General features: G+C 69.7%; 14 protein-coding genes and 1 pseudogene. 12 read left to right on the top strand and 3 right to left on the bottom strand.

The features are described 5' to 3' along the window. Positions 1–106: 106 nt before the first annotated feature. The 10 genes and pseudogenes from BpN12_RS22455 (at position 107) to BpN12_RS22500 (ending at position 12,597) form a co-directional block, all read left to right on the top strand. Entirely contained in the window at positions 107–985 is an 879-nt protein-coding gene (locus BpN12_RS22455; RefSeq protein WP_246797644.1) for a MurR/RpiR family transcriptional regulator, read from the top strand. Next, on the top strand, positions 978–2,009 hold the full coding sequence (iolG, locus tag BpN12_RS22460; protein WP_246797645.1) for an inositol 2-dehydrogenase: 1,032 nt from the start codon (positions 978–980) through the stop codon (positions 2,007–2,009). The genes BpN12_RS22455 and iolG overlap by 8 nt, the downstream gene beginning before the upstream one ends. 11 nt (positions 2,010–2,020) lie before the next feature. Then, positions 2,021–3,061 (top strand): Gfo/Idh/MocA family oxidoreductase, encoded by a 1,041-nt coding sequence (locus BpN12_RS22465; protein WP_246797646.1) that lies wholly within the window; start codon positions 2,021–2,023, stop codon positions 3,059–3,061. A gap of 165 nt (positions 3,062–3,226) precedes the next feature. After that, the gene (locus tag BpN12_RS22470) at positions 3,227–3,454 is read left to right on the top strand and encodes a sulfurtransferase TusA family protein (protein ID WP_042624656.1); all 228 of its coding nucleotides are present in this window, start codon (positions 3,227–3,229) and stop codon (positions 3,452–3,454) included. A 653-nt stretch (positions 3,455–4,107) separates the two neighbouring features. Beyond that, a pseudogene (locus BpN12_RS22475) lies at positions 4,108–4,440 on the top strand (hypothetical protein); the annotation flags it as partial. Between the two features lie 496 nt (positions 4,441–4,936). Then, positions 4,937–5,641: a response regulator transcription factor gene (locus BpN12_RS22480; RefSeq protein WP_246797647.1), complete on the top strand. Its 705-nt coding sequence runs from the start codon at positions 4,937–4,939 to the stop codon at positions 5,639–5,641. Positions 5,642–5,763: 122 nt separating this feature from the next. Then, positions 5,764–7,068 (top strand): FecR domain-containing protein, encoded by a 1,305-nt coding sequence (locus BpN12_RS22485; RefSeq protein WP_246797964.1) that lies wholly within the window; start codon positions 5,764–5,766, stop codon positions 7,066–7,068. A gap of 8 nt (positions 7,069–7,076) precedes the next feature. Beyond that, positions 7,077–9,698, top strand: a complete 2,622-nt coding sequence (locus BpN12_RS22490; RefSeq protein ID WP_246797648.1) for a CHASE2 domain-containing protein — start codon at positions 7,077–7,079, stop codon at positions 9,696–9,698. A 79-nt stretch (positions 9,699–9,777) separates the two neighbouring features. Then, positions 9,778–10,419, top strand: coding sequence for a DUF4136 domain-containing protein (locus BpN12_RS22495; RefSeq protein ID WP_246797649.1), 642 nt, complete (start codon positions 9,778–9,780; stop codon positions 10,417–10,419). A 309-nt stretch (positions 10,420–10,728) separates the two neighbouring features. Next, complete coding sequence (locus BpN12_RS22500) at positions 10,729–12,597, top strand: hypothetical protein (RefSeq protein WP_246797650.1); 1,869 nt, start codon at positions 10,729–10,731, stop codon at positions 12,595–12,597. Between the two features lie 132 nt (positions 12,598–12,729). Here the strand turns inward: BpN12_RS22500 and galU are convergent, their stop codons facing one another. Further along, positions 12,730–13,611: a UTP--glucose-1-phosphate uridylyltransferase GalU gene (galU, locus tag BpN12_RS22505; RefSeq protein ID WP_246797651.1), complete on the bottom strand. Its 882-nt coding sequence runs from the start codon at positions 13,609–13,611 to the stop codon at positions 12,730–12,732. A gap of 89 nt (positions 13,612–13,700) precedes the next feature. Continuing rightward, entirely contained in the window at positions 13,701–16,571 is a 2,871-nt protein-coding gene (locus BpN12_RS22510; protein WP_246797652.1) for a valine--tRNA ligase, read from the bottom strand. Between the two features lie 328 nt (positions 16,572–16,899). On the opposite strand from BpN12_RS22510, the gene BpN12_RS22515 reads away from it, so the two are divergent. Together BpN12_RS22515 and BpN12_RS22520 are read left to right on the top strand one after the other, a co-directional pair. Beyond that, positions 16,900–19,272 (top strand): UvrD-helicase domain-containing protein, encoded by a 2,373-nt coding sequence (locus BpN12_RS22515; RefSeq protein WP_246797653.1) that lies wholly within the window; start codon positions 16,900–16,902, stop codon positions 19,270–19,272. 5 nt (positions 19,273–19,277) lie between these two features. Continuing rightward, positions 19,278–20,084 carry a 5'-methylthioadenosine/adenosylhomocysteine nucleosidase gene (locus BpN12_RS22520; RefSeq protein ID WP_246797965.1) on the top strand — a complete coding sequence of 269 codons (807 nt, stop codon included), beginning with the start codon at positions 19,278–19,280 and terminating at the stop codon, positions 20,082–20,084. A gap of 158 nt (positions 20,085–20,242) precedes the next feature. Here BpN12_RS22520 and BpN12_RS22525 read toward each other — a convergent pair whose 3' ends face one another. Next, positions 20,243–21,490: an MFS transporter gene (locus BpN12_RS22525; RefSeq protein ID WP_246797654.1), complete on the bottom strand. Its 1,248-nt coding sequence runs from the start codon at positions 21,488–21,490 to the stop codon at positions 20,243–20,245. Positions 21,491–21,637: the final 147 nt, after the last annotated feature.

Genomic DNA, 21,637 nt, shown 5'->3' on the forward strand with positions numbered 1-21,637 from the left:
AAATTTATTCCATTTCGATGGCGAACTCCCTATACTCGGCTCACCACATCGGCATCGGCCCGGTGCCGCGCGAGCCCCGCGCGGCGCGGCCAGGGCGCCGCACCCCATGGACGAGACACCGCAATCCGAGACGCCCGTCGACGCGCTGCTGCAGCGCATCACCGAGGCCTACGACACGCTGCCGCGGCAGCTGAAGCGCATCGCCTCGTACATCGACGAGCATCGCGCGAAGGTGATGATGGATCGCACCAGCGACATCGCCGAGCGCTGCGGCGTGCATCCGTCGGCGGTGGTGCGCTTCGCGCAGCGTTTTGGTTTCTCGGGGTTTTCCGATCTGCAGGCGGTGTTTCGCGATGCCTACACGGGCCAGAATCCGGCCGGGCAGAGCTACCGCCAGCGGATCCGTTCGCTGATCGACGACCGGCGCGGCGCGCTGTCGGTGCCGGCCGTCGCGCACCAGTTCATCGACGCCTCGCGCGCCGGGCTCGACGAACTCGCGGCGGGGCTCGACGACGCGCAGTTCGACGCGGCCGTGTCGATGCTCGAGAAGGCCGACAACATCTACGTGATCGGCGTGCGCCGCTCGTTCCCGGTGGCGAGCTACATCGTCTATGCGCTGCAGCACACGGCGCGGCGCGTGCACCTGGTGTCGGGGCTCGGCGGCATGTACCGCGAGCAGATCCGCAGCGTCGGGCGCGGCGACGTGGTGGTCGCGATCAGTTTCGCGCCCTACGGCAAGGAGACCCAGTACTGCCTGCGCGCCGCGCGCCACAACCATGCGAACACGCTCGTGATCACGGACAGCCGGCTCTCGCCGCTGGTCCGCGAGGCGAGCGCGCATCTGCTCGTGAAGGAGGGCAGCGCGTTCGCGTTCCGCTCGCTCACGAGCACCATCTGCCTGTGCCAGGCGCTGTTCATCGCGCTCGCGTACCGGCTCGAACTGAACGTGGAAGAAGTGAAGGACACTGGAGGATACGATGACTGAAGCAGTGCCGACGATCGACGTCGCCGTGTTCGGCGCCGGGCGCATCGGCCGCATCCATGCGGCGAATCTCGCGCGCCAGCCGGGCGTGCGGCTCAAGTACGTGATCGACGTGGACCCGGCCGCGGCCGCCGCGCTCGCGGCCGAGCACGGCGCGCAGGCGGCCGACGCCGACGGCGCGCTCGGCGACGCCGCGGTGGGCGCGAGCGTGATCTGTTCGAGCACCGACACGCACGCGGACCTGATCGAGCGGTCGGCCGCGGCCGGCAAGCACGTGTTCTGCGAGAAGCCGGTCGATCTCGCGCTGGAACGCGCGCGGGCCTGCGAGGCGGCGGTGGCGCGCGCCGGCGTGGTCTGCATGATCGGCTTCCAGCGCCGCTTCGATCCGACCTTCGAGGCCGTGAAGGCGCGCATCGACGCGGGCGAGGTGGGCGCGCCGGAGATGCTGGTGGTGACCAGCCGCGATCCGGGCGCGCCGCCGGTGGCTTACCTCAAGCGCTCGGGCGGGATCTTCAAGGACATGCTGATCCACGACTTCGACATCTTCCGCTGGATCCTCGACGACGAGGCCGAGACGCTGCACGCCACCGGCAGCTGCCTGACCGATGCCGCGGTGGCCGAGGCCGGCGACATCGACGCCACCGCGGTGACGATCCGCACCCGCGCCGGGCGGCTCTGCCAGATCAACACCTCGCGGCGCGCGGCCTACGGCTACGACCAGCGCTTCGAGCTGCTCGGCAGCGGCGGCATGCTGCAGGCCGGCAACCTGCGGCCCACCGAGGTGACCGCCTACACGGCGCGCGCCGTGTCGAACGACCTGCCCGAGGCGTTCTTCCTCGAACGCTACCGCGCCGCCTACGCGCGCGAGATCGCGCATTTCTTCGCGGCGCTCACGCGCGGCGAGCCGGTACGCACCACCATCGCCGACGGCGTCAAGGCGCTGGAGCTGGCCGAGGCGGCCACGCAATCGTGGCGCGAGCAGCGCATCGTGCGGCTCGCCGACACCGCCGCCGCCGCGTCCGCCTGACGGAGGCCACGATGAACGCTTCCCCTTCGCCGGCCGGGCCGGTGCGGATCGGCATCGCGGGGCTCGGCCGGCTCGGCCGCCGTCATGCCGAGAACCTCGCGCGGCGCGTGCCGGGCGCCGTGCTCGCGGCCGCCTGCAGCCCGGTGGCCGAGGAATGCGCGTGGGCGCGCGAGGTGCTGGAGGTGCCGCGCATCCACGCGGATTTCGCCGCGCTCGCGGCCGATCCCGAGCTCGACGCGCTCTGGCTCGTCACGCCGTCCTCGCTGCATGCCGAGCAGATCGTCATGGCGCTGCGCGCCGGCAAGCACGTGTTCTGCGAGAAGCCGCTCTCGCTCGACCTGGCCGAGTGCGAGCGCGTGATCGCCGAGGCCGAGGCGCGCCCGCATCTGCAGGCCACCATCGGCTTCATGCGGCGCTTCGATCCGAGCTACCGCGACGCGTTCGGGCGCGTGGCCGCCGGCACCATCGGCCGGCCGTTCCTGGTGCGCTCGCAGACCACCGACCAGAACGATCCGGACGGCTTCTTCGTGCGCTTCGCGCCGAGTTCGGGCGGGATCTTCCTCGACTGCTCGGTCCACGACATCGACGTGGCGCGCTGGCTGCTCGGCCGGCCGCGCGCGACGCGCGTGTTCGCGGCCGGCACCATCGCGCTGCACGACGGGCTGCGCGCCTGCGGCGACGTCGACAACGGCGTGGCGATCTGCGAATTCGAGGGCGGCGCGCTCGCGATGTTCTACGCTTCGCGCACCATGGCGCACGGCAACGACTCGCACTCGGAGGTGATCGGCACGGCGGGCGCGCTGACCATCGGCCGCAACCCGCGCGCGAACCGCGTCGAGATCCACGACGCCAGCGGCATCCGCAACACCTGCACGCCGACCTTCTTCGACCGCTTCGAGGAGGCGTTCCTGATCGAGGCGCAGGCGTTCGTGGCGGCCGTGCGCGACGGCACCGACTCGGGCGGCGCGACGCTGGCCGACGCGCGCGAGGCGACGCGCATCGGCCACGCGATGCGCGAGGCACTGGCCACCGGGCGCGCGGTCGAGCTGTAGGCGCGCGGCGCATGAAGGCGAGGGCGGTGCTCGCCTTCATGACGCGGTCACATCGTGGCGCCGCAAACCTCGGGCGGCCGGCACGCGGCGGCGCGCTGCGGTAAAATCGCCGCTTGTTTCCGCGCCTCGTCGGGCGCGGGCGCGTCATACGAAGGTCGATAGCCGATGGAAGTTCACAAGGAAGTGGATGCGCGCGGGCTCAACTGCCCGCTGCCGATCCTGCGCGCGAAGAAGGCGCTCGCCGACATGGAGAGCGGCCAGATTCTCAAGGTGCTCGCCACCGATCCCGGCTCGCAGCGCGACTTCGCCGCGTTCGCGAAGCAGACCGGCAACGAGATCGTCGAATCCTCGACGCAGGACAAGACGTTCGTGTTCCTGATGCGCCGCCGCTGACGCCGCCGCCGGCCGCGATGCCGCCGCCCGGGCCTTGCGCCCCGGCGGCGGTTTTCTTTTACGGCGCCGCCATGCATGTCGTGGTGGAGCAGGCGTCGTGCGCCATGCCGCCATGCGCGGTCCGCTCCGATTCGCCGAAACTCCGGCAATTGCCGGGCAATTGCGCGCGCCGCGGAATTGGCGCGACGGCGTAACGCGATTCGCCGCCACTGGTCGGTCGTCGTTCGTCATTCCACCAAAATGACAATTCCGCCAGCAATGCGTGCGGAGGTTTTTAAATAAGTGCAGAATTGATCCCGGTTTGACTGGATCGATTGACGCGTGATTTTCGCGGGCCGTTTCCGTGCGGCGGACGACGTTGCCGGGCGCGGGATCGGCGCGAGTGGTAGCACCCCGATAATTGTCATTTTTTGAAATAAGTCGGACATGAAAATCGCATGGCAGGCGATGCAGGAAAATCGCCGATGTGTTATCCGATATGAGTTGAATTGAATTGTCGTGGTTTTGTCGACGATTATTAACGATCTGACAATTCTTAAACGACATTCGATAGGCCACTGTTTATACTGCGTTGCAATGGCAGGCATATTCGGCCGACGCCAGCTTCATATCGCGACGCGCCACGCACAGTGGCGCCGCATCTGGGAGAAACCATGTTTTTCAGGCCCGGCACGGTCCGGATACCGTTCGCGTTCCGCGGCAGGGCGCGCGAGCGATTGCGCGTGATGCAGCGTGTCGGGCTCGATCCGGCGCGCGACCGGCACGCGCGGGCCGCGCTCGAAGCGTATGCCGATGCCTGCGCGGCCGAGATGCCGTGGCTTGCCGAATGGCTGCGCGAGGTGCTGGGCACGCCGGCGCCGGCGCTGACGCGCTGCGCACCGACCGTGCTGCGCGTGTTCGATCTCGCGCAGGCATGGGCGGCCGATCAGCCCGACTACGCGCGCGGTGCCTGGGAGCATGTGCGCGGTCAGCTGCTGGCCGCGCTGGCCGGGACGCGCGACGCGCCGGCCGACGACGGCCCGCCCGCGCAGTGGCCCGGGCACGGCTCGCCACGACCGGCGCCGGACGGCGATGGATCCGGCGAGCGCGAGAACGATATCGATGCCGGCACCACGGTGCTTGCGCCAGCCATCGGCCGCCGCTGAGTTCGCGTCGCGGGGCAGCGACGGACAGGCGGCTTCATGGTGGCTTCGAGTGGCTTCGACGATGACTCCGGCGACCGGCGAGACCGCCGGGCCATGACGGCTCACGAGGGCCGGGCAGTCGCCGTGACGCCCGCGCGATGCGCGGCGCAGCGGCGCTTGCGAGACGGCTTGATGACGTACGACCAGATTTTGAGAAAAGCGGCGATCCGGACACAATAGCGAACGGACGCCGCTTTGCGGTGGTCCTGCCGGTTCGAGGCCACGGCTGGCAGGCGATTCGCGCGATCAGGCGCGGAACGCGGAACGGTTTCCCGCCGAGTCCGCATTGCGGGGTGTTATGAGAATTGCTGTATTGGACGACGACGAGTCGCAGACGGACTTCGTCAGCCAGACGCTGACGGCGGTCGGCCATACCTGTTATGCGTTCAGCGAGGGCAAGGCGCTGAAGAAACGATTGCAGCGCGAGACCTTCGACCTGCTGGTGCTCGACTGGAACGTGCCCGACCTGTCCGGCGAAGAACTGTTGAAGTGGGTGCGCGAGAACCAGGTCGAACATCGCCTGCCGATCATCTTCATGACGAGCCGCGACGACGAGGCTGGCATCACGGAAATCCTCAAGGCCGGCGCCGACGACTACGTCGTCAAGCCGGTGTCCGCGCCGATCCTGCGCGCGCGCATCCACTCGCTGCTGCGCCGCGCCTATCCGGCCCACAACGAGGCGGCGATCCGCGAGTTCGACGGCTACCGCTTCGACACCACCCTGAAGCAGGCCTTCGTGGCCGAGCAGCCGGTCAACCTCACGCAGAAGGAATTCGACCTCGCGCTGCTGCTGTTCCAGCACGTCGACCAGCCGCTCTCGCGCGCACACATCCTCGATCTGGTCTGGAAGCAGGCCACCGACGTGCCGTCGCGCACCATGGACACGCACATCTCGATGCTGCGCACCAAGCTCGCGCTGCGGCCCGAGAACGGTTATCGCCTCGCGCCGATCTACGGCTACGGCTACCGGCTCGAACGGCTGCAGCAGGGAGCCGCCGAGTGAGCGCGGCCCGGCTCGCGACCCGCCGCGCGATCGCGGCGGCGTGGCTGGCGCTGGCCGCCGTCGGCATCGCCACGCATACCGTTCGCGCCGCCACGCGCTTGCCGGGTGCCGGCGGCCCGCCGATGAGCCGCGCGACCGGCGGCACGGCCCGCACGATCGCGACGGTGCCCTACGTGACGAACGAGGGCGACACGCTCTACGAGATCTCGACGCGTTATCTGCAAGGCCCCGACGACTGGCGCCTGGTGGCGCGCCTGAACGGCGTGCCGGCGCCGAAGCGGCTGCGGCGCGGCGTGGTGATCCGCCTGCCCGCCGCGCGGCTGCGCCGCGAGCGGCTGACCGCGCGCGTCATCGCGCTGCACGGCGCGGTCGAGCGCGCCGGCCGCGACGGCGCGTTCGCGGCGCTCGGGGCCGAGGCCACGCTGAGCGAGGGCGACCGCCTGCGCACCGGCCGCGACGGCTTCGTCACGCTGGAGCTGGCCGACGGCACCCACCTGAGCCTGCCGCCCGACAGCCAGATCGACGTGGCGATGCTGCGCCGCACCGTGCTGACCGACGTACTCGAGCGCGAGCTCGAACTGCGGCGCGGCTCGGTGGACAGCGAGGTCACGCACCTGAAGAAGCCCGACGACCGCTTCCAGATCCGCTCGCCGTCGGTGGTGGCCGGCGTGCGCGGCACGCACTTCCGCGTCGATTACGACGCCGACGGCCAGGCGCTCACGCGCGTCGAGGTGCTCGACGGCACGGTCGGCGTCGCGCCCGACGCGCCGCGCGCGGGCCGGCGGCGCGCCGCGAAGCCCGACGCCACGCTGGTCCACGCGAATTTCGGCAGCGTGACGGGTGCCGACGGGCAGGTCGGCGCGCCCGTGCCGCTGCTCGACGCGCCGCGGCTCGCGAAGCCGGGCAACGTGCAGGACGACGCGCAGGTCGCGTTCGAGATCGTGCCGCTCGACGGCGCGCGCGCGTATCGCGTCGAGCTGGCGAGCGACGCCGGCTTTCTCGACCTGTTGCGCGAGGTGCAGTCCGATGCGCCGAGCGTGCATTTCGCCGATCTGCCCGACGGCAGCTACTTCGTGCGGATCGCCGCGCTCGACGCGAACGGGCTCGAAGGGCAGGGGCGCGTGTACGGCTTCGAGCGGCGCCGCTTCGGGCTCAGCACCGAGGCCGGCCCGGCCGGCGACGGCTACGCGTTCCGCTGGCAGCCGGCCGGCGCGACGGCCGCCGTCACGCACTACCGCTTCATCCTGTCCGCCTCGCGCGAACTGGCCAATCCGGTCATCGACCAGCCGGGGCTCACCGACGCGCGCATCGTGGTCGCGCATCTGCCGCCCGGCGACTACTACTGGGCCGTGATCGCCGAGCAGTTCGTCGACGGCCGCTTCTACGACAAGGCAGGCGCCGTCAACAGCTTCACGCTCGCGCGCTGAGCCGGCCGATGAAGCCCGAACCCGGCTCCCGGCGGCGGCGTCCTCCCGGCCGGCGCTTCCTCGTCGAATGGCTCGCGATCGGCGTGCTCGGCGTGGCGGCCGTGCTGGCCGGCGTGGCGTGGCAGGCCACCGCGAGCATCGACCGGCTGATCTACGACCATCTGCTCGGCGCGCGCCGCCTCGCGCCCGACCCCGGCATCGTGGTGGTCGAGATCGACAACGCCAGCCTCGAACGGCTCGGCCGCTGGCCCTGGCCGCGCAGCGTGCATGCGCAGCTGCTCGGGCGGCTCGCGCATGCGCGGCCGGCCGCCGTCGTCTATGACGTGCTGTTCATCGAAGCCTCGCCCGACGACGCGCAACTGGGCGCCGCGCTCGCGCGCGTACCGACCTGGCTGCCGGTGCTGCTGAGCCCCGAGGGCGAGACCGGCGCGCGCGAACTGACGCTGCCGGTGCCGGCGCTCGCGGCACACGCGGCCGGCATGGGGCACATCAATTTCGAGGTCGACCCGGACGGCATCGTGCGCAGCGTCGCGCTGACGGAAAGCGACGGGCGGCGCGACTGGCCGCAGTTGATGCTGGCGGCGGCGCGCGGCATCGCGCGTGATGGGGCGGCGGGGGCGTTGGCTTCGGTGGGGCGCGCATCGGCGGCAAGCGCGGCTTCGACTTCGGCCGCGATCGAAGCGTCGTCGAGCCGGCCGGCCGCGGTGCCGGCGGGCGCCGTGCCGCTCGCGTCGGCATCGGTCGCGTCGGGCCCGGCGCCGTCATCGGGCGCGTCGTCCGCGCCGGCGTCCGGTGTCTCGACTCCGGCGCGCTCCGCACTTCCGGCGCCGTCATCGGGCTTGTCGTCCGCGCTGCCCGCCCTTGCGTCGCGATTCGCCGCCTCGTTGCCGGGCGGTCGCTACCTGATCCCGTTCAGTCGCGGCACGTCCGCCTATTCGTCGTATTCGCTCGCCGACGTGCTGGCCGGCAAGGTGCCGGACGCGGCGCTGCGCGGCAAGGTGATCGTGGTCGGCGTGACGGCCGCCGGGCTCTACGACCGCTTCGCCACGCCGATCTCGGGCGAGTTCGGCCCGCTGCCCGGCGTCTACCTGCATGCGACCGTGCTCGACATGCTGCTGACGGGCCGCGCGATCTCTCCCGTCTCGCGCGGCTGGCTGTTCCTCGCCTCGCTGCCGCCGCTCGCGGCGCTGCTGGCCGGGATCCTGCTGCTGTCGCCGCGGCGCGCGCTGCTGCTGGCGCTGTCGGTCGCGGTGCTGTCGGTGGCGGGCAGCGCCGCGCTGCTGTTCGGCGGGCGGCTGTGGCTCACGCCGGCGCCGGCGATCCTCGGCCTGATCGTCGCCTATCCGACCTGGAACTGGCGGCGCCTCGAGATGACCCTGGCCTACCTGCGCGACGAACTCGAGCGGCTCGCCGCCGAGCCGCACCTGCTGCCCGAGGCGTCGCGCGCGGCGGGTGCGCGCGCCGAGTTCGGCGGCGACGTGCTCGAACGGCAGATGAACCTGATGGCGCAGGCCGCGCAGCGCGTGCAGGACATGAAGCGCTTCGTCTGGGACAGCCTCGACAGCATGCCCGAGCCGATCTTCGTGACCGACGTGGCCGGCATCGTGCTGATCGTCAACCATGCGGCCCGGCACTACTGCGCGCGCCTGCGGGTGGCCTCGCCCGAAGGCCGGCCGCTGCAGGCCGCGCTCGGCGAGCTCGCGTTCGTGAAGACGGTGGCCTATCCCGAGCGCGAGCCGGATCTGCGCGCCGCGTGGCCGGCCGCGCTCGACCCCACGCGCGGCGAGTCGCCGGCGCTGCTCGCGAGCGGGCTGGAAGTGCGCGATGCCGACGGCCTTGACCACCTGCTTCGCTACGCGCCGTGTACCAACGCCGAGGGCCACGCGATCGGCTGGATCGCCGGGCTGGTGGACGTGACCGCGCTGCACGCGGCCGAGCGCCAGCGCGAGGAGGCGCTGCACCTGCTGTCGCACGACATGCGCTCGCCACAGGCCTCGATCCTCGCGCTGGTGCGCACCGAGCGGCAGCGCCACGACGCGGCGCCGGCGCAGCGCGAGCTGCTGGCGCGCATCGAGCGCCACGCGCAGCGCGCGCTGACGCTCGCCGACGAGTTCGTGCAGCTCGCGCGCGCCGAGTCGCAGACCTACCGGATCGACACCGTGAATTTCTCTGACCTGCTGATCGACGCGAGCGACGAGGTCTGGCCGCAGGCGCAGGCCAAGCGGATCCGCATCGACACGGCGGCCGGCGAGGCACCGTGCTGGATCGGCGCGGACCGCTCGCTGCTGACGCGCGCGCTCGTGAACCTGCTCAACAACGCGATCAAGTACAGTCCGGCCGATACGCTGATCCGCTGCACGCTCGCGATCGCGGAGGCGCCGCCGCGCGTGACCTGCACGATCCGCGACCAGGGCTACGGGATCGCGCCCGAGCACCAGCGGCACCTGTTCGAGCGGTTCCGCCGCTTTCATGCGGGCGAGCGGCCCGAGATCGCCGGCGCTGGCCTCGGGATGGTGTTCGTGAAAACGGTGGTGACACGGCACGGCGGCAGTATCGCGGTGGACAGCGCGCCCGGCGTCGGCACCGCGATCTCGATCACGCTGCCGCGGCTCGCCGACGAGGCGGCATAAGCAATCAAGAACGGCGGCGCCGCGAGACGCGCGCGCAGACAATCAACCGGCCGCCCGGCGGCCAGCCAGGAGAGCAGCAATGAAGACGAGATGGACATGCGCCGCGGGCGGGCTGGTGATGCTGGGCCTGCTGGGCGCCTGCGCGGCGCCGACCACCGGCGTCAGCGTGCAGGCCGGGCAGGGCGGCCTCGCGGGCGAGCGGACCTACGGCTTCGCGCGCACCGAGGCGCAGGACGGCCAGGCGGGCTACGCGCGCGTCGAGACGCTGGTGCGCGACGAGCTGGCGCGACACGGCTATCACGAGCGGCCCGAGGGCGCGCGCTACCGGCTCGCGATCGCCTATGCGACGCAGCCGGCCGAACTGGCGGTGACGGCGCCGGATTGTGACGCGGGTAGCGTGGGCGGCACGGCGTGCGCGGCAGGCACCGGCCTGCGCGCGGACGGCTCGGCGCCGTTTCCGCTGCCGTTCGCCGGCCCCGTGTATCGGCATCTGCTGACGCTGCAGTTCGTCGACCGGCAAAGCGGCGAGACCGCATATCAGGTCACCTCGGCCGCGCGCGACCGCGACGCCGATCCGCTCGCCGCGCTGCCGGCGCTGGTGCGCGGCGCGCTCGCGAAGCTGCCGTTCGACGGCAGCGGCGGCTGGGCGGTGACCGTGAAGCGCGGCGCGGCAGGCGCCGTGCCCACGGTGGAGTCGATCGAGCCGGCCCGCTCGCGCTGAGTACACGCCGCCAGGCCGCCAGACCCTGCTTCGCTGCGCTTCGCGGGCCGCCCGCAAACCACGCGCAAGCCGCCCGCGGAATCGGCATTTCCGCCGTATCGACCATCGTTTCGTTCAATCGCCTCGCGCCCCTCGCTGCGCATACTGGGCCTGTTGCGCGACGGGTCCGGCATGTACCGGCACGACCCACCAGCCCGACTCCCACGGGCCCCACTGCACCGGCTCATGCCCGGATCCGACGCGCACCCCACCACGCTCGCCTCGCGAGCGCCGATATCCATCGTCGTCGTCCCCGTCCCGAGGTGCTTGATGCAGGAAGATCCGCTGGTCCGATCCGTTCGCCGCAAATTCAGCCGCACGCTCACCGCGACCATCAACGACGCGCCGACCTATCCCGCGGTGCGGGTCGCCGTCCTGAACACGCTGTCGGAGCTGTGGGGGCGGCTCCTGTCGCTCGTCGACATGGTGCGCGAGGACCTGCGGCTCGATCCGGCTCAGCCGCTGCTGCATTTCTACATGAAGGGCGGCAATGCGTTCGAGTGCGTCATCAATCCGATGGGGCCGGCCGCCACGCAGAACGGCGGTGGCAGCTCCGACTGGGACACGCAGATCGTGGTGGACCCGTGGGCGCCGCTGCCGCTGCAGAACTATCTCTATGGGCTGGTGGAGGACCTGATCCTCGACGCGTTGCGCAACTGCGCGAGCGAGATCGCGAGATGGAATCCGGAAATCGTCTCGCCCGAGGAGCTGTTGTACCAGGAGAGCGCGGCCGCGCCGGTGTACCGCTACATGGTCGAGCTCGACGATCCGCAGACGATCCGCCAGGTCTTCGATCCGAAGCGCATCGGCCTGTGGCTCAACACCTCGCGCAAGCTCAGCGATCGCGCGATGCCGGGCGCCGCGCTGCCCGGCCTGATCTTCAACGAAGGCATCGAGCCGTTCCTGCTGTTCCGGCTCGGCTACACCTGGCATGCGCGGCCGCTCGACTGGCCCGCGCCGGCCTTCCCGGGCGCGGCGCTCGGGCCGACGATCGAGCGCCCGATGCTGATGGAACTGATCGACGTGACGCTGCCGCGCCGCAATACCGTCGAGGCCGTCGAGGTCTGGGAGGACCTGGAGTCGGGACATGTGCAGATCGACCCCACGCCCGTTTCGCTGCAATACCTGGGCACGATCCACACGGTGCTGCTGCCGCTGCCGTCGCTCGACTATCACTTCGGCGAGCAGGCGCTGATGCTGAGCGAGGTGGCCGCGGGCGTGTCGCGGAGCGTGGACAAGGTGATGTCGCGGTTCAACCGTCTGGCGCAGATCTACAACGGCGCGGCCCCGCCCAAGCAGCTCGATTACCAGGGCGTGATGGCGGCGATGGCGGGCGTGACGGTGGCGCAGCTCGGCGTGCTGCCGGCGCCGGTGGCTGCGGTGACCGGCATACTGGGCGCAAACGGCGCGGGCGCGGTGCTGGCCGCGGCGCCCGGCACGCCGCAATACCTGGCGCTGAGCATGATGTACGTGATCGCGGCCCGTCAGATCCAGTATCAGGGCGAAGCCTGCCTGGCGGGCCGCCAGCTGCTGAACCAGATCATCGGCATGCTGCCGTCGACGGCGATCGCCGAGGCCGCCGCGAGCGACGATCTCGCGCTGTACTCGACGGTGGTGCGAAACGGCTATCTCGACAGCGGGCGCTTCCCGGCTTCCGGGATCGACATGTCGGCGTGGCTGCGCGTGCAGAACCCGGCGCAGCTCGAGGATACGGCGCAGCAACTGCGCAGCAGCCTGCCGCGCTGGCTGGGCGACTTCGCCGCGCAGGCCGCCAACGTGCCGGCGAATCCGACCGAGACATGGATCACGCAGACGTTCTTCGGCAAGGCGCTGCGCGTCGAGCTGCGCTATCACACGACGCTGCGCTCGGCCGGCATGAGTCGCGAGGCGACGCTGGTGGTGTTCGCCGACGACCGCGCGGTCAGCGTCATCACGCTGACGGTGGCGACGCCGGGCGAGGCGCCGTTCCTGCCCGATCCGCTGCTGCCCGAGGTCCTGCTCGTGTCGGTCGTGGATCAGGCGGAGCAGCGCAAGGTGTCGGCCGCCGTCATCAAGGATTTCCGCATCCGCGACGCGCTGGCGAAGCAGCTGAAAATGCTCGAATGGCTGTTCCCGAGCATCTGGCGGCCGCAGCTGTAAGGGGCGTCGGGGCAGGGCGGATGCCGGAGCAAGACGCCAACAAAAAGCGCCGCATGTCGCGGCGCTGGAAAGGCGGCCCGCGTCGCGGGCGCCTCGATCATGTCGGCGGCGAGACTGCCGCCGCGCTTACGCTCAGACCGGCGAACCGGTGCCGCGCTCGCGCAGGTACTGCTCGAACTCGTCGCGTACTTCCGGATGGCGCAGCGCGAATTCGATGGTGGCCTTCAGGTAGCCGAGCTTGCTGCCGCAGTCGAAGCGCGTGCCTTCGTACTTGTACGCGAGCACCTGCTCGTCGGCCAGCAGCGCCTGGATGCCGTCGGTCAGCTGGATCTCGCCGCCCGCGCCGGGCTGAATATTGCGCAGGTGATGGAAGATGCGCGGCTTCAGGATGTAGCGGCCCACCACGCCGAGGTTCGACGGCGCGACTTCGGGCGCCGGCTTCTCGACGATCGCCGACAGCTTGATGATCGAGTCTTCCCATTCCTTGCCGTCGACGATCCCGTAGGACTTCGTGTCGGCCGGCGGGATTTCCTCCACGCCGATGATCGAGCTGTGATAGTGGTCGAACACGTCCACCATCTGCTTCATCACGGGCGGCTGGCCGTCGAGCAGGTCGTCGGCCAGGATCACGGCGAACGGGTTGTCGCCCACCAGCTTCTCGGCGCAGAGCACGGCGTGGCCGAGGCCGAGCGCCTCGGGCTGGCGCACGTAGAAGAAATCGACGTTGGCGGGCTTGATGCTGCGCACCAGATCGAGCAGCTTTTCCTTGCCGCGCGCTTCGAGTTCGGCTTCGATCTCGTAGGACTTGTCGAAGTGATCCTCGATCGCGCGCTTGCTGCGACCGGTGACGAAAATCATTTCCGTGATGCCGGCCGCGATGGCTTCCTCGACGGCGTACTGGATCAACGGCTTGTCGACGACGGGCAGCATCTCTTTCGGGCTCGCCTTCGTCGCCGGCAGAAAGCGGGTGCCGAGACCGGCAACCGGGAATACCGCCTTAGTGACTTTCAGCATGATCGACCTTTTATCCTGGGGGTTGATTCTTCCTTGCCTGCCCATGGTGATTGGGCTGGCACGGTCTGTGCAAGAGGGCTTACCGATTGTTACGACGCCGGCAAGCGTGCCCGCTGGGCGGCCAGCTTGTCGAGCGTATCGCGGAATTCCGCCACCCGCTTTTGTTCCTGTTCGACCACCGCCGGCGGGGCCTTCGCGACGAATGCCTCGTTGCCGAGCTTGGCCTCGCACTTGCGGATCTCGTTCTCGAGCCGCGTGATTTCCTTCGACAGCCGCTCGCGTTCGGCCGCCACGTCGATCTCGACCTTCAGCGCGAGCTTGTTCGCGCCCACGATCGCGATCGGCGCGCCCTGCGCCTGCGCGTCGAGCGTCGCCTCGTCGGCCACGATCGTCACTTCCGAGAGCCGCGCGAGCGCCTTCAGGTACGGCGCGAACGCGGTCAGCCGCTCGAGGTTGCCGGTGGCGAAGAGCGGCACGCGCGTGGCGGGCGAGAGGTTCATCTCGCCGCGCAGGTTGCGGCACGCGTCCACCACGGCCTTCAGCTCGGCCGCCCACTGCTCGGCCGCGTCGTCGAGCTTGGCGAGATCGGCGGCGGGGTACGTCTGCACCATCAGCGAGGCCTCGCCCTCGGCCTTGCCTGCCGGGTAGCGGCCCGCGAGCGGCGCCACCTTCTGCCACAGCGCCTCGGTGATGAACGGGATCACCGGATGCGCGAGCCGCAGCACCGTTTCGAGCACGCGCAGCAGCGTGCGGCGCGTGGCGCGCTGCTGCTCGGGCGTGCCGTTCTGGATCTGCACCTTCGCGAGTTCGACGTACCAGTCGCAATACTCGTCCCACACGAACTTGTAGATCGCGTTGGCGATGTTGTCGAAGCGATAGTCGTCGAAGCCCTTCGTGATCTCGGCTTCCACGCGCTGCAGCAGCGACACGATCCAGCGGTCGGCCGCCGAGAAATCGAGGTAGCCGCCGGGGCCGCAGCCGCCGTCCACGCACGGCTCCGGCTTGTCGCGCCCGCAGTCGTGGCCTTCGCAGTTCATCAGCACGAAGCGCGTGGCGTTCCAGAGCTTGTTGCAGAAGTTGCGATAGCCCTCGCAGCGCGCGAGATCGAAGTTCACGTTGCGTCCGAGCGTGGCCATCGAGGCCATCGTGAAGCGCAGCGCGTCGGTGCCGAACGCGGCGATGCCGTCCGGGAATTCCTTGCGCGTCTTCTTTTCGATACTCGCGGCCTGCTTCGGATTCATCAGGCCGGTGGTGCGCTTGGCGACCAGTTCCTCGAGCGCGATGCCGTCGACGATGTCGATCGGGTCGAGCGTGTTGCCCTTGCTCTTCGACATCTTCTGGCCTTCCGCGTCACGCACCAGCCCATGCACGTAAACGGTGTGGAACGGCACCTTGCCCGTGAAGTGAGTCGTCATCATGACCATCCGGGCAACCCAGAAGAAAATGATGTCGAAGCCGGTCACGAGCACCGAGGAGGGCAGGAAGTGCTGCAGCTCGGGCGTCTCGTTCGGCCAGCCGAGCGACGAGAACGGCACGAGCGCCGACGAGAACCAGGTGTCGAGCACGTCCTCGTCGCGCCGCAGCGCGCCGGCGTAGCCCTTGGCCTCGGCTTGCGCGCGCGCGTCTTCCTCGCCGCGCGCGACGAACACCTCGCCGTTCTCGCCGTACCAGGCCGGGATCTGGTGGCCCCACCAGAGCTGGCGCGAGATGCACCAGTCCTGGATGTTCTCGAGCCATTGGTAGTAGGTGGTGGTCCAGTTCTCGGGCACGAAGCGGATGCTGCCGTCGCGCACCACGTCGAGCGAGACCTCGGTGATCGACTTGCCCGGGTGGAACGAGCCTTCCGGCGCCGGCTTCGTCATCGCGACGAACCACTGGTCGGTCAGCATCGGCTCGATCACCACGCCGGTGCGGTCGCCGCGCGGCACCATCAGCTTGTGCGGCTTGACGGAATCGAGCGCGCCGGCCGCTTCCAGATCGGCCACCACGCGCTTGCGCGCCTCGAAGCGGTCGAGGCCGCGATAGGCCTCGGGCGCGTTGTCGTTGATCTTCGCGTCGAGCGTGAGGATCTCGATCTGCGGCAGGCCGTGGCGCAGGCCCACCTGGTAGTCGTTGAAGTCGTGCGCGGGCGTGACCTTCACCACGCCGGTGCCGAACTCGCGATCGACGTAGTCGTCGGCGATGATCGGGATCTCGCGGCCGGTGAGCGGCAGCCGCACCGACTGGCCGATCAGGTGGCGGTAGCGGTCGTCCTCGGGATGGACCATCACGGCCACGTCGCCGAGCATCGTCTCGGGGCGCGTGGTGGCGACCGTCAGGTAGCCGGCGCCGGAGGCGAGCGGGTAGCTGATGTGCCAGAGGCTGCCGTCCTCTTCCTCGCTCACCACTTCCAGGTCCGACACCGCGGTCAGCAGCACCGGGTCCCAGTTGACGAGGCGCTTGCCGCGATAGATGAGGCCCTGCTCGTAGAGCTGCACGAACACTTCGCGCACCACCGACGACAGCTTGTCGTCCATCGTGAAGTATTCACGGCTCCAGTCGGTGGATGCACCAATGCGGCGCACCTGGTTCGTGATCGTGGAGCCCGATTTCTCCTTCCATTCCCAGACGCGCTCGACGAACTTCTCGCGGCCGAGGTCGTGGCGCGAAACCTTCTGCGCGTCGAGCTGGCGCTCGACCACGATCTGCGTGGCGATCCCGGCGTGGTCGGTGCCCGGCACCCACAGCGTGTTGTCGCCGCGCATGCGGTGGTAGCGGGCGAGGCCGTCCATGATCGTCTGGTTGAACGCGTGGCCCATGTGCAGCGTGCCCGTGACGTTCGGCGGCGGCAGCTGGATCGCGAAGTCGGGACGGTCGGGGTCGAACGTCGGCGCGGCATAGCCGCGCTTTTCCCACTCCGGCCCCCAGTGGGATTCGATGGTCTGGGGCTCGAAACTCTTTTCAAGCGTGCTGTCGCTCATGGTCGGAATTGGCTCTGAAAATGCAGAATTGATGCGGAAACCGTCAATTATAAATGGATGCGCATCGCACCGGGCGTGCGGTGCCTCAGTGGCATGCGGCGTCGACGCCGGCCGGCGGGTTCGCCACGCATCCGGCCGGCATCCGGTGCCGGGCGCGGCGGGGGGGCCGCCGCCGGCCTCGTGCGATCGCTCGCGGCCGCTTGCAGCCGCTTGCAGCCGCACGCGGCCCGGCATCGGCGCGCCGCCGTTCTATAATGGCGGGCCCATCGCGCCGCGCGGCCGTGCCCGGTCCCGCGTGCCTCACGCCTCTTCGTCCGTCTTGCGCTTTATGCCCGATCTGTTAGCGAACCTGAACCCCGAACAATACGCCGCCGTCACGCTGCCGAACGAGCCGGCGCTGATTCTCGCCGGTGCGGGCAGCGGCAAGACGCGCGTGCTGATCACGCGGATCGCGTGGCTGATCCAGCACGGCTACGCGTCGCCGCCCACCGTGCTGGCCGTCACCTTCACCAACAAGGCCGCGCGCGAGATGCTCTCGCGCCTGTCGGCGATGATGCCGATCGACACGCGCGGCATGTGGATCGGCACCTTCCACGGCCTCTGCAACCGCATGCTGCGCGCGCACCATCGCGACGCCGGGCTGCCGCAGACGTTCCAGATCCTCGACACGGCCGACCAGTTCTCCGCCATCAAGCGGCTGATGAAGGCCTCGAACGTCGACGACGAGAAATACCCGCCGAAGAACGTCCAGTACTTCATCAACAACGCCAAGGAGCAAGGGCTGCGCCCGGACAAGGTCGAGGCCAACGACAGCTTCAACCGGATGTTCGTCGAGCTCTACCAGGCCTACGACCAGCAGTGCCAGCGCGAGGGCGTGGTCGATTTCCCCGAGCTGCTGCTGCGCTGCTTCGAGTTGCTGAGCTTCAATCCGGCGCTGCGCGCGCACTATCAGGCGCGCTTCCGGCACATCCTGGTCGACGAGTTTCAGGACACCAACAAGCTGCAGTACGCGTGGCTGAAGCTGCTGGCCGGCGAGCAGAACGCGATCTTCGCGGTCGGCGACGACGACCAGTCGATCTACGCGTTCCGCGGCGCGAACGTCGGCAACATGCGCGACTTCGAGGACGAGTTCCGGGTCCGCAACCTGATCAAGCTCGAGCAGAACTACCGCTCGCACGGCAACATCCTCGACGCGGCGAACCACCTGATCGCCCACAACTCGCGCCGGCTCGGCAAGAACCTGCGCACCGACGCGGGCCACGGCGAGCCGGTGCGCGTCTACGAGGCGGCCACCGATTCGCAGGAGGCCGGCTGGATCATCGAGGAGATCCGCTCGCTGATCAGCGGCGGCATGGCGCGCAGCGAAGTGGCGGTGCTCTATCGCAGCAACGCGCAGTCGCGCGCGATCGAGCACACGCTGATGACGGCCGGCATCGCCTACCGCGTCTACGGCGGCCTGCGCTTCTTCGAGCGCCAGGAAATCAAGCACGCGCTGGCCTACCTGCGCCTGATCGACAACCCGAGCGACGACACGGCGTTCGCGCGCGTGGTGAACTTCCCGACGCGCGGGATCGGCGCGCGCTCGATCGAGCAGCTGGCCGACGCCGCGCGCCTGCACGACTGCGCGATGGCGGCCGCGATTCCGTACGTGACCGGCAAGGCCGGCACGAGCCTCGGCGCGTTCGCGAATCTGATCGCGAAGCTGCGCGCCGAAACCATGCAGATGAGCCTGCCCGAGACCGTCGAGTACGTGGTGCGCGCGAGCGGCCTGGCCGATTTCTACCAGGGTGAGCGCGAAGGGCAGGACCGCCTCGAGAACCTGCAGGAACTCGTCAACGCGGCCACCGCGTTCGTCAGCGAGGAAGGCTACGGGCTCGACACGCCGGCGCGCTCGATTCCGCTGCGCCCGGGCGCGAGCGCCGCGCCCGAACTGGCGGCGGGCGACGAGGCCGATGCCGTGCTCGCGCCGGCCGGCTTCGACGATCCGGCCCAGAACCCCGACACCATGACGCCGCTCGCGGGCTTCCTCTCGCACGCCTCGCTGGAGGCCGGCGACAACCAGGCCCAGGCCGGCCAGGACGCCGTGCAGCTGATGACGGTGCATGCGGCCAAGGGGCTCGAATTCTCGGCGGTATTCATCACCGGGCTCGAGGAAGGCCTGTTCCCGCACGAGAACAGCGCGCTCGAAACCGACGGGCTCGAGGAAGAGCGCCGGCTGATGTACGTGGCGATCACGCGCGCCAAGGAGCGGCTCTACCTGTCGTTCGCGCAGAGCCGGCTGCTGCACGGCCAGACCCGCTACAACATCCGCTCGCGCTTCTTCGACGAACTGCCGCAGCAGGTGCTGAAATGGCTGACGCCGCAGGTCGAGGCCGGCAGCCGCTGGGGCGGCCGTGCCGACAACGCCGGCTGGGGCCGCAACTGGTTCTCGCGGCCGGGCGGCGGCAACGGTGGTGGTGGCTCGCGCGACGCGGTGGTGGATGCCGCCGTGACGGCGCCGCTGCCCGCGTTCGCGAACGCGCAGCGCGCGGCCGGCAACGGCTTCAAGGTCGGCCAGCCGGTGTTCCATACGAAGTTCGGCGAGGGCACGGTGACGGCCCTCGAAGGTGAAGGCGCGGACGCGAAGGCGCAGGTCCGCTTCAAGCGCCACGGCGAGAAATGGCTCGCGCTCGCGGTGGCGAAACTCCAGGCAGTGGAATGACGACGATGCAGATGCACTACGACAGGAAACGGCCGCTCGGCATTCTCGCCGCGCTGCCGCAGGAACTCGGCGACCTGGTGGCCCGGATGCAGGCCGAAGGCACGGTCGAGACCACCACGCTCGGCCAGCGCGAATACCACCTCGGCACCGCCTGGGGCGTGCCGTGCGTGGTGACGCTGGCGCGCGTCGGCAAGGTGGCCGCGGCCACCACCACGACCGCGCTGATCCATCGCTTCAACGTGCGCGCGGTGGTGTTCGCGGGCGTGGCCGGCGGCGTGGCGCGCGAGATCGCGGTGGGCGACGTGGTGGTGGCGAGCCAGTTGCTGCAGCACGATCTCGATGCCTCGCCGATCTTCCCGCGCCACGAAGTGCCGCTGCTCGGCGTGACGCGCTTCGCCGCCGACGCGGCGCTGTCGGCCGCGCTGCGCGCCGCCTGCGACGGCTTCGTGGCCGAGCGCGGTGCCGAACTGAACGAGCGGTTCCGGCTGCGCGGCGCACGCGTGCATGGCGGGCTCATCGTCAGCGGCGACCGCTTCGTGTCGAGCGAGCACGAGGTGGCGGCGCTGCGCGACGGCGTGCCGGACGCGCTGGCCGTGGAGATGGAAGGCGCGGCGCTGGCCCAGGTCTGCTACGAGTACGGCGTGCCGTGCGCGGTGGTGCGCACCATCTCCGACACCGCCGACGACCACGCCACCGCCTCGTTCACGAACTTCCTGACCGAGATCGCCGCGAGCTATTCGTCGGGCATCCTGCAGCGCTTTCTGATGGCGCTGGCCGCGCCACACGCTGCGGCGGGCGCGCAGCCGGCCTGAGGGCGCCTCTGTAGCCGGCCGCGCTCGTGGCCGGTTCCAGCCAGCCTTCGGGCAATCCCATGCACCATCCGGCCGGCACCCGCCGATTGATGAAAAAACGGCGCGTCGCGGGATCGTTCCCACGCCGCGCCGTTTTCACGACATCCAGCGATAACCGGTCAGGCGGCGTGCTTCGCCGCCTTTTTCCCTTCCACGTCGGGCAGCAGCACCGTCAGCACGCCGAGCAGCGGCAGGTACGCGCAGAGCTGGTAGACGTAGCTCACGCCCTTCACGTCGGCGATGTCGCCGAGCACGGCCGCGCCGATCCCGCCCATCCCGAACGAGAGCCCGAAGAACAGGCCCGCCACGGTCCCGACCTTGCCGGGAATCAGTTCCTGCGCGTAGACGAGGATCGCCGAGAACGCCGAGGCCAGCACCAGCCCGATGATCACGGTCAGCACGCTGGTCCAGAACAGGTTCGCGTGCGGCAGCGCGAGCGTGAACGGCGCGACGCCGAGGATCGAGGTCCAGATCACGTACTTGCGGCCGATGCGGTCGCCGATCGGGCCGCCGATCACGGTGCCGGCCGCCACCGCCGCGAGGAAGATGAACAGGTGCAGCTGGGCGGTCTGCACGCTCAGGTGGAACTTGTCGATCAGGTAGAAGGTGAAGTAGCTGTTGATGCTGGCCAGGTAAAAGTACTTCGAGAACACCAGCATCATCAGCACGGCGAGCGCGAACGCGACCTGCCGCGACGACAGCGACGCGTGGCGCATGCTCACCGCCTTCTTCTGGCGCGCCGGCTGGCGCTGGTACCAGCGGCCGATCTGGGTCAGCACGACGATCGCCACCAGCGCGGCCACCGACACCCAGGCGATGCTGTGCCGTCCGTGCGGAATGATCACCAGCGCGGCGAGCAGCGGCCCGAGCGAGGAGCCGGCGTTGCCGCCGACCTGGAACAGCGACTGGGCGAGACCGTGGCGGCCGCCCGAGGCCATCCGCGCGACCCGCGACGATTCCGGATGGAACACCGAGGAGCCGCAGCCGACCAGCGCCGCGGCCACCAGCAGCAGGCCGAAGCTCGGCGCGACCGACATCAGCAGCAGCCCCGAGAGCGTGAAGCCCATCCCCACCGGCAGCGAGAACGGCATCGGCCGCTTGTCGGTATAGAGCCCGACGAGCGGTTGCAGCAGCGAGGCGGTGATCTGGTAAGTCAGCGTGATCAGGCCGATCTGCGCGAACGACAGCGTGAAGTCGGCCTTCAGCATCGGATAGATCGCGAGGATCAACGACTGGATCATGTCGTTGAGCAGATGCGAGAAGCTGATCGCGCCGAGCACCGGATAATCGGTGCGCGCGGGGGCCGGCGCCGTGGCGGCGGGCGCGGTGCCGGTCAGGGACTGGCGGTTGTCGAGGCTGGTTTGCATGAGTTGGGCGGACTTGGGGCGCGGCGGGGCCGGGCGGGTTCGTCGATTTTCGAGACTGTGACGGCAGTGTAAGTTGGCTCGCTCGAATTGTCAGGCCAAGTTTTATCTCGAATCGGTCAGCGCGGTGTCCGACACGCCTGCCCGGGC

The organism is Burkholderia perseverans, assembly GCF_022870505.1.
Classification (GTDB): Bacteria; Pseudomonadota; Gammaproteobacteria; order Burkholderiales; family Burkholderiaceae; genus Burkholderia; species Burkholderia plantarii.

Excerpts from the sequence above, each read along its gene's own strand:
- BpN12_RS22455 (WP_246797644.1), top strand. The coding sequence starts at position 107 with ATGGACGAGACACCGCAATCCGAGACGCCCGTCGACGCGCTGCTGCAG.
- iolG (WP_246797645.1), top strand. The coding sequence starts at position 978 with ATGACTGAAGCAGTGCCGACGATCGACGTCGCCGTGTTCGGCGCCGGG.
- BpN12_RS22465 (WP_246797646.1), top strand. The coding sequence starts at position 2,021 with ATGAACGCTTCCCCTTCGCCGGCCGGGCCGGTGCGGATCGGCATCGCG.
- BpN12_RS22470 (WP_042624656.1), top strand. The coding sequence starts at position 3,227 with ATGGAAGTTCACAAGGAAGTGGATGCGCGCGGGCTCAACTGCCCGCTG.
- BpN12_RS22480 (WP_246797647.1), top strand. The coding sequence starts at position 4,937 with ATGAGAATTGCTGTATTGGACGACGACGAGTCGCAGACGGACTTCGTC.
- BpN12_RS22485 (WP_246797964.1), top strand. The coding sequence starts at position 5,764 with ATGAGCCGCGCGACCGGCGGCACGGCCCGCACGATCGCGACGGTGCCC.
- BpN12_RS22490 (WP_246797648.1), top strand. The coding sequence starts at position 7,077 with ATGAAGCCCGAACCCGGCTCCCGGCGGCGGCGTCCTCCCGGCCGGCGC.
- BpN12_RS22495 (WP_246797649.1), top strand. The coding sequence starts at position 9,778 with ATGAAGACGAGATGGACATGCGCCGCGGGCGGGCTGGTGATGCTGGGC.
- BpN12_RS22500 (WP_246797650.1), top strand. The coding sequence starts at position 10,729 with ATGCAGGAAGATCCGCTGGTCCGATCCGTTCGCCGCAAATTCAGCCGC.
- galU (WP_246797651.1), bottom strand. The coding sequence starts at position 13,611 with ATGCTGAAAGTCACTAAGGCGGTATTCCCGGTTGCCGGTCTCGGCACC.
- BpN12_RS22510 (WP_246797652.1), bottom strand. The coding sequence starts at position 16,571 with ATGAGCGACAGCACGCTTGAAAAGAGTTTCGAGCCCCAGACCATCGAA.
- BpN12_RS22515 (WP_246797653.1), top strand. The coding sequence starts at position 16,900 with ATGCCCGATCTGTTAGCGAACCTGAACCCCGAACAATACGCCGCCGTC.
- BpN12_RS22520 (WP_246797965.1), top strand. The coding sequence starts at position 19,278 with ATGCAGATGCACTACGACAGGAAACGGCCGCTCGGCATTCTCGCCGCG.
- BpN12_RS22525 (WP_246797654.1), bottom strand. The coding sequence starts at position 21,490 with ATGCAAACCAGCCTCGACAACCGCCAGTCCCTGACCGGCACCGCGCCC.